Origin of the sequence: Massilia brevitalea (assembly GCF_030711405.1) — a bacterium.
GTDB lineage: Bacteria > Pseudomonadota > Gammaproteobacteria > Burkholderiales > Burkholderiaceae_D > Telluria > Telluria brevitalea.
The window spans coordinates 1-1,419 of record NZ_JAULSI010000110.1; the positions used below are offsets into that span (position 1 = coordinate 1).

The 1,419-nt window shown below is 55.7% G+C and carries 1 protein-coding gene; it reads left to right on the forward strand.

Translation table 11 applies throughout. The features are described from left to right. Positions 1 to 81 precede the first annotated feature (81 nt). Positions 82 to 1,410, forward strand: a complete 1,329-nt coding sequence (locus QWL29_RS26485; RefSeq protein ID WP_305825842.1) for an IS4 family transposase — start codon at positions 82 to 84, stop codon at positions 1,408 to 1,410. The last annotated feature ends 9 nt before the right edge of the window (positions 1,411 to 1,419 follow it).

The following is a 1,419-nucleotide window of genomic DNA, read 5'->3' on the forward strand; positions in this document are numbered from 1 at the left end:
TAATGCCGTTCAGTTAAGACTGAACGGCATTTTTCTTTTGAGTGTTGTAAACGGTCGCTGAGGCTGTTAACCTGCGTCACCATGTTCGATGACGCGCTTAATTTTCTCGTGCAATCTCAGGAAGCCCCGGACTGGGCGCGCCTGGGCCAGCACTTGCCATACGAGTGGATCGAGCAGGCAGTTGCTTACACAGGCAAAGCGAGCATTCGACAGCGACGCTTACCGGCCGAGCAAGTGGTGTGGCTGGTCGTGGCCTTGGCTTTGTATCGTCACCAATCCATCAGTGAAGTGGTTGACGACCTGGATTTGGCTTTACCGGATGCACAAGCGCCTTTCGTCAGCAAAAGTGCGGTTGCGCAGGCGCGGCAGCGTCTCGGCGCAGAGCCTTTGCGAGCACTGTTCGAGATATCGGCAAAGGCGTGGGCTGAGCAGGATCGCAAACAGTATTTATTCAAGGGCCTGAGCCTGTTTGCACTGGATGGCACGACGTTGAAGACCGCCGATACGCCAGAACATCGCGAGCACTTCGGTGAACAGGTTTATCCCAGCGGCCGCATTTCCAGCTATCCGCAAGTGCGTGGCGTCACCTTGACCGCAGTGCCAACCCACTTGATCCGAGATGCGAAGTTTGGTCCTTACGGCATCAACGAGATGCTCTATGCCAAAGAGTTGCTTGCATCGATTCCGGATGACTCCCTGACCGCATTCGACAAAGGTTTTTTGTCGGCCGAAATCCTGTGTGGACTGACCTCAGGAGGCACCAACCGCCACTTCATCATCCCAGCCAAGGCCAACACCAAATGGCAAGTAGTGAGCGGCACGCCCGACGATGGCGTCATCGAGATGCGCGTCTCGCCGCAGGCACGCAAGAAATGCCCTGATCTGCCTGATACATGGCGCGTACGCGCGATCACGATCATCGACCAAAGCGCGCGCAAGCACGTATTGCTAACGTCACTGTTTGACACCAAACGCTACACGGCCAAGGATATTGCCGCTTGCTACACGCAGCGCTGGCAAATCGAGACGAGCTATCGTGAGCTCAAGAAGACGATGATGGGCATGGCGCTCACCCTGCGTAGCCGTACCGTCGAAGGCGTCTACCAGGAAATCTGGGGACTACTTACTGCCTACAATCTGATCCGGCTCGAGATGACCAAAGCAGCATTGGAAGTAAAATGTGAGCCGACCGAGATCAGCTTCATCCGCGCTTTCCACGTTATCCAGTACGAACTCCACTGGGCAGCCGTGACACGGTCATACGGCAAATTGCCCGCGTTGATGCAGCGCCTGCGCCAACGCTTGGTGATGCTCTTGAATGAAGAACGGCCCGGTCGAAAAATCGACCGGGCCGTGAAGGCCTTGCCTCAACGTTATACCGTCCGCGTCCTGAAGAAGGACCTTAACTGAACGGCATTA